Below are 5198 nucleotides of genomic sequence, written 5' to 3'. Positions count from 1 at the left end.
GCCCGGGGTCTTCGGGGAGGTGGGTCGGGGGCGGTCCCCCGAGGAGGTTCTCGTGAATCGTCATGGGTTCCAGTCTCCCCCAGGGGCGGCCATTGCCCGGCATCTACCCCGCTTCGAGCCGCCCCTTCCCCACCCGCGGCTCCAGTGGCGGCGCCGTGATCGAGCCGTGGGTGAGGCACTCGGGGCGGTGGCAGTCCGGGGGCGGGCGCCGTACGGTCGCGTAGGCCAGGATCGAACCCGCCACCAGGACCCCGGCGCACCACCACATCGCCCGGTCGAAGGCATGGTCGAAGGCCGGTGCCGAGCGGTACGCCTCCGAGCCCATCCCCGCGAGCAGCGGGAGCGCGGCGATCGCGATGAGGCCGGCCGCGCGGGCTGCCGCGTTGTTGATGCCGCTGGCCAGGCCCGCGCGAGCCGTGTCGACGGAGGCCAGGACCGTGGCCGTCAGCGGGGCGACCAGGATGACCATGCCGCTGCCCATCACGAGGAGGGCCGGGACGACGTCGGCGAGGTAGGAGGAATCGGGGCCGACCCGAAGCATCATCAGCATCGCCGCCGCGCACAGGAGCGGGCCGACGGTGAGCGGGATGCGGGGGCCGATGCGCTGGGCGAGTTCGCCGGAGCGGGCCGAGAAGAGGAGCATCAGGGCGGTCGTGGGGAGCAACGCCGTGCCCGCTTCGAGCGCCGAATAGCCTGCCACCACCTGGAGTTGGAGCGCGGTGAGGAAGAAGAAGCCGCCGAAGGCCGCGTAGACGCAGAGGGTGACGAGGTTGACCGCCGTGAACTGGCGGGACGCGAAGATGCCCGGCGGCATCATCGGATCGGCGCTGCGCTTCTCGACGTAGACGAAGGCGATGCCGGCGGCCACGCCCGCGACGGCGGTGACGATCACGACGGGCAGGGAGCCGTCGCCCGCCTCGATCAGCGCATACGTCACCAACGCCAGCGCGATCGCGCCGAGCGCCGCACCCAGGACGTCGAAGCGGCCGTGGGTGCGGCCTCCCCCACTCTCGGCTTCGCTCGAGCGGGAGGTGCCCCCATCCGACTCGGGGACATGGCGGACGGCGATGGGCGCGCACACCAGCGCCATCGGGACGTTGATCAGGAACACCCAGCGCCAGCCGGGGCCGTCCACCAGCCAGCCGCCCAGGAACGGGCCGATCGCCGCGCCGATGCCGCCGAAGCCGGACCACAGGCCGACCGCCCTGGCCCGGTCGTCCGGGTGGAAGGAGGCCTGGATGAGGGCGAGGGAGCCGGGGGTCAGCAGCGCGCCGCCGATGCCCTGGAGCGCGCGGGCGGCGATCAGGACCCCGGCGCTGGGGGCCAGACCGCACAGCAGGGAAGCCACCGCGAACCAGACCACGCCCAGGACGAAGATCCTGCGGCGGCCGTAGCGGTCACCGAGCGAGCCGCCGAGGAGGATCAGGCCGGCCAGCGTCAGCATGTACGCGTTGACCGTCCACTGGAGCGCGGCCAGGTCGGCGTGCAGATCGCGGCCGATGCGCGGCAGGGCGACGTTGACGACGGTGGAGTCCACCATGGCCATGCTGGAGCCGAGGACGGTGGTGAGCAGGATCCACTTGCCCTGGGGCGAGGCGAGGCGCACATCGGAGGACATGCCCCAGGTATACAACGAGCCCGGTGCCGTAGCACCGGGCTCGCGAAAGGCGGTCGTGAACAGACGCCTCAGAAGGACTTACTTGACTTCAGGACTTACTTGATCTTCGTGCCCGTCGAGCGCAGGTTCGCGCACGCCTCGGTCACGCGCTTGGCCATCGACGCCTCGGCCAGCTTGCCCCAGGTCCGCGGGTCGTAGGTCTTCTTGGAGCCGACCTCGCCGTCGACCTTCAGGACACCGTCGTAGTTCTTCAGCATGTGGTCCGCGACCGGGCGCGTGAACGCGTACTGGGTGTCGGTGTCGAGGTTCATCTTCACCACGCCGTTCTCCAGCGCGGTGGCGATCTCCTCCTCCGTGGAGCCGGAGCCGCCGTGGAAGACGAAGTTGAACGGCTTGCTGCCGGCCGGCTGACCGTACTTCGCGGCCACACCCTCGTTCAGCTGCTTGAGCAGCTCGGGGCGGAGCACGACGTTGCCGGGCTTGTACACGCCGTGCACGTTGCCGAACGACGCGGCCAGCAGGTAGCGGCCCTTCTCGCCGAGGCCGAGCGCCTCGACCGTACGGATCGCGTCCTCGACCGTGGTGTAGAGGGAGTCGTTGATCTCGTGCGAGACACCGTCCTCCTCGCCGCCGGTCGGGGTGATCTCCACCTCGAGGATGATCTTCGCGGCGGCGGCGCGGGCCAGCAGCTCCTGCGCGATGGCCAGGTTGTCGGCGAGGGTCTCCGCCGAGCCGTCCCACATGTGCGACTGGAACAGCGGGTTGCCGCCGGCCTTCACGCGCTCCTCGGAGACCGCGAGCAGCGGACGGACGTAGCCGTCGAGCTTGTCCTTGGGGCAGTGGTCCGTGTGCAGCGCGACCGTGACGGGGTACTTCTCGGCGACGATGTGCGCGAACTCGGCCAGCGCCACGGAGCCCGTGACCATCTCCTTGGCGTACTGGCCGCCCAGGAACTCGGCGCCACCCGTGGAGATCTGGACGATGCCGTCGCTCTCGGCCTCCGCGAAGCCGCGCAGCGCAGCGTGCAGGGTCTGGGTCGAGGTCACATTGATGGCCGGGTAGGCGAACTTGCCTGCCTTCGCCCGGTCGAGCATCTCGTTGTAGACCTCGGGGGTTGCGATGGGCATCTGTCCGCTCCTTGGTATGTGCGGGTTGGCGATCTTCGCGATCTGCGTACTACGGCCCTGACCTAGACCTGGGGTGCGACGTCGTCGTCGTGCCCATCTTTCCAGACATGGCCGAATGGTCGGGGCGGGCGGTCAGTCCAGGTTCAGATCGTCCTTGGAGTACGCGAAGAGGTACGGCACTCCCGCGCCCGCCTCGATCTTCTCGGCCGCGCCGGTCGCCCGGTCCACGATGGTCGCCACCCCGACGACCTCGGCACCGGCCGCGCGCACCGCCTCGACCGCGGTGAGCGGGGAACCGCCGGTGGTGGAGGTGTCCTCGACGACCAGGACCCGGCGGCCCGCGATCTCCGGACCCTCCACCTGGCGCTGCATGCCGTGCGCCTTCGCGGCCTTGCGTACGACGAAGGCGTCCAGCTTCCGCCCGCGCGCGGCGGCGGCGTGCAGCATCGAGGTGGCGACCGGGTCGGCGCCCATGGTGAGGCCGCCGACCGCGTCGAAGTCGAGGTCCGCGGTCAGGTCCAGCAGCACCTGCCCGACGAGCGGGGCGGCCTCCCCGTCGAGGGTCACTCTGCGGAGGTCGATGTAGTAGTCCGCCTCCAGCCCCGACGACAGGGTCACCTTGCCGTGCACCACGGCCTTGTCCTTGATCTGCTGCAGCAGCGCGCCGCGTACGTCCGTCATGCCTGCCAGCTTAGAGGCGATGCCCGCGGGCTCAGAGGCGCGTCCAGGACCAGGTCATCGTCGCTTCCAGCGGCTCGATCGGGGTGACCAGGCGCGGCAGGGTGTTGAGGCCGTTCGGCGGGCCGGTCTGCGGTTCCACGCACACGGCGGCCTCCTGCTCGTCGTAGACGACGACCCATTCCTCCGGGCTCGTCACCTTCAACTCCAGTTGTCCCGGCCAGGTCAGCGTCACGTCCACGCCGTCCGGCATGCCGAAGCAGTCGTCCCAGGGGCCGGGCTTGACGTCGATACGGTTGCCGGTGGGGAGGTGGTCCTCGCCGCGCTCCTCCTGCCAGGCGGGGCTGAAGTCGACCGTGACGTCCTCGCCGCCGAGGTTGCGGTGGAACCAGGGGTGCCAGCCGATCTGCGCCGGGAACGAGTCGCCGTGCGCCTCGATCGCCATGGTGAGCGTCAGGGTGTCGGCGGTCAGCGCGACGGCCTGGGTGACGCGGCCCGGGAAGGGCCACGGCTCGACGAGGTCGTACGTGATGACCGCCTCGTCGGCCGTCCGGCGGGCGGTGCGCCAGGCGCCGTCGCGGACCGTGCCGTGGATGGCGTGCGGCGGGGAGTTGAGGGGCATCTGGTGGACGGCCCCGCCGTCCCGGAAGCGGCCCTCGCGGATCCGGCCGCACCAGGGGACCATCGGGAAGCACCCGAACCGCTCGCCCTGGCGCAGGAGTTCGGTGCCGCCGACGCGAAGTCCTCCGATACGGCCGCCGTTGCCCGGCTGCACCGTCACTTCCGCGTCGCCCGCGGTCAGCGTGATCTCTTCGTCACTCACGGCACGACCCTACTGGGCCGCTCAACGGCGTTTGCGCAGCACCCTGTTCACCACGATCGCCGCCGCGCTGGTCGTGGCGTCGGCGATCGTGGTGAACAGGGTGCTGCGCAAACGCCGTTGAGCGGCCCAGTAGGGNCGCGCTGCGGCCGATCATCGTGCGGCGCGCGTGCGCGGCCTCGGCGGGGGGTTCGGGGGTCTCGGCGAAGGTCTCGGTGACGTGGAGTTCCTCGATGGGGTCCGTCATGTCCACATCCGAGTCGTGCAGATCCACGTCGTCCGCGGCTACGTCATCGAGGGCATCCGTGACTTCTACCTGGGCCGGCTCCTCCGCCGGGTCCGGGTCCGCCTCCGCCCCCAGGTTCTCCGCGAAACGGTCCAGCAGCCTGGTCGTCGCCGCCCGTACCGCGTCCGGGGCCAGTTCGGTGATCCGGCCGGACGCCGTCGCCGTACCGTCGACGGTGAGGGTGGAGCCGCCGTCGGCCTCCTGGACGCGCAGGCCGAGGGCGAGTTTCACGGAGCCGGTGCCGCGGGCCTCCGTCGCGTCGCCCTCGACGGCGTACGTACCGTCGTCCTGCTCGGTGACCCGGACGGACCCCCGGTAGGTGATGGAGTGGCTGCCGACGCGGACCTTCAGGCGCCCGGCGACGGGTTCGGTACCGGCGTCCTGCTGGAGGCCGGGGACAGCGCGGGCCACCCGGGCGGGGTCGCGGAGCGCGGCCCGCAGTCGCTCGGGAGAAACCGGAACGTGCACCTCATGCTCCATGCTTGCCGAGCCTACCTAGGTTGACCGGGGGTACACCTGTCGTTGCCCGTAAGTGCGGGTGTGTTGGTGCGGGCGGGCCGATGCGGGCCCGCGCCGAAAAGCGAGCACCGCGTGACAGGCGATCCCCCGTCTCCTCAGTACCGCGGATGCACCAACGTGGAAGCCGCCACCCCCGGCACCCACATCCGC

Annotated in this window: 5 protein-coding genes; all 5 read right to left on the bottom strand. The window is 71.0% G+C overall.

The genetic code is table 11. From position 1 onward, the window contains the following. Positions 1-103: 103 nt before the first annotated feature. Positions 104-1618 carry an MFS transporter gene (locus tag JHN63_RS49230; RefSeq protein WP_200691652.1) on the bottom strand — a complete coding sequence of 505 codons (1515 nt, stop codon included), beginning with the start codon at positions 1616-1618 and terminating at the stop codon, positions 104-106. Positions 1619-1713: 95 nt separating this feature from the next. Further along, positions 1714-2745, bottom strand: coding sequence for a class II fructose-bisphosphate aldolase (gene fbaA, locus JHN63_RS49225; RefSeq protein WP_200691651.1), 1032 nt, complete (start codon positions 2743-2745; stop codon positions 1714-1716). 132 nt (positions 2746-2877) lie between these two features. After that, positions 2878-3426: an orotate phosphoribosyltransferase gene (gene pyrE, locus JHN63_RS49220; RefSeq protein ID WP_200691650.1), complete on the bottom strand. Its 549-nt coding sequence runs from the start codon at positions 3424-3426 to the stop codon at positions 2878-2880. A gap of 31 nt (positions 3427-3457) precedes the next feature. Next, positions 3458-4246: an aldose 1-epimerase gene (locus tag JHN63_RS49215; protein ID WP_200691649.1), complete on the bottom strand. Its 789-nt coding sequence runs from the start codon at positions 4244-4246 to the stop codon at positions 3458-3460. Next, a complete protein-coding gene (locus JHN63_RS49210) occupies positions 4239-4997 on the bottom strand; it encodes an SRPBCC domain-containing protein (RefSeq protein ID WP_307782175.1) in 759 nt (252 codons plus the stop codon). The genes JHN63_RS49215 and JHN63_RS49210 overlap by 8 nt, the downstream gene beginning before the upstream one ends. Between the last annotated feature and the right edge of the window lie 201 nt (positions 4998-5198).

Origin of the sequence: Streptomyces sp. MBT65 (assembly GCF_016612545.1) — a bacterium.
Taxonomy (GTDB): domain Bacteria; phylum Actinomycetota; class Actinomycetes; order Streptomycetales; family Streptomycetaceae; genus Streptomyces.
This window is presented reverse-complemented; position numbering and strand designations above follow the sequence as displayed.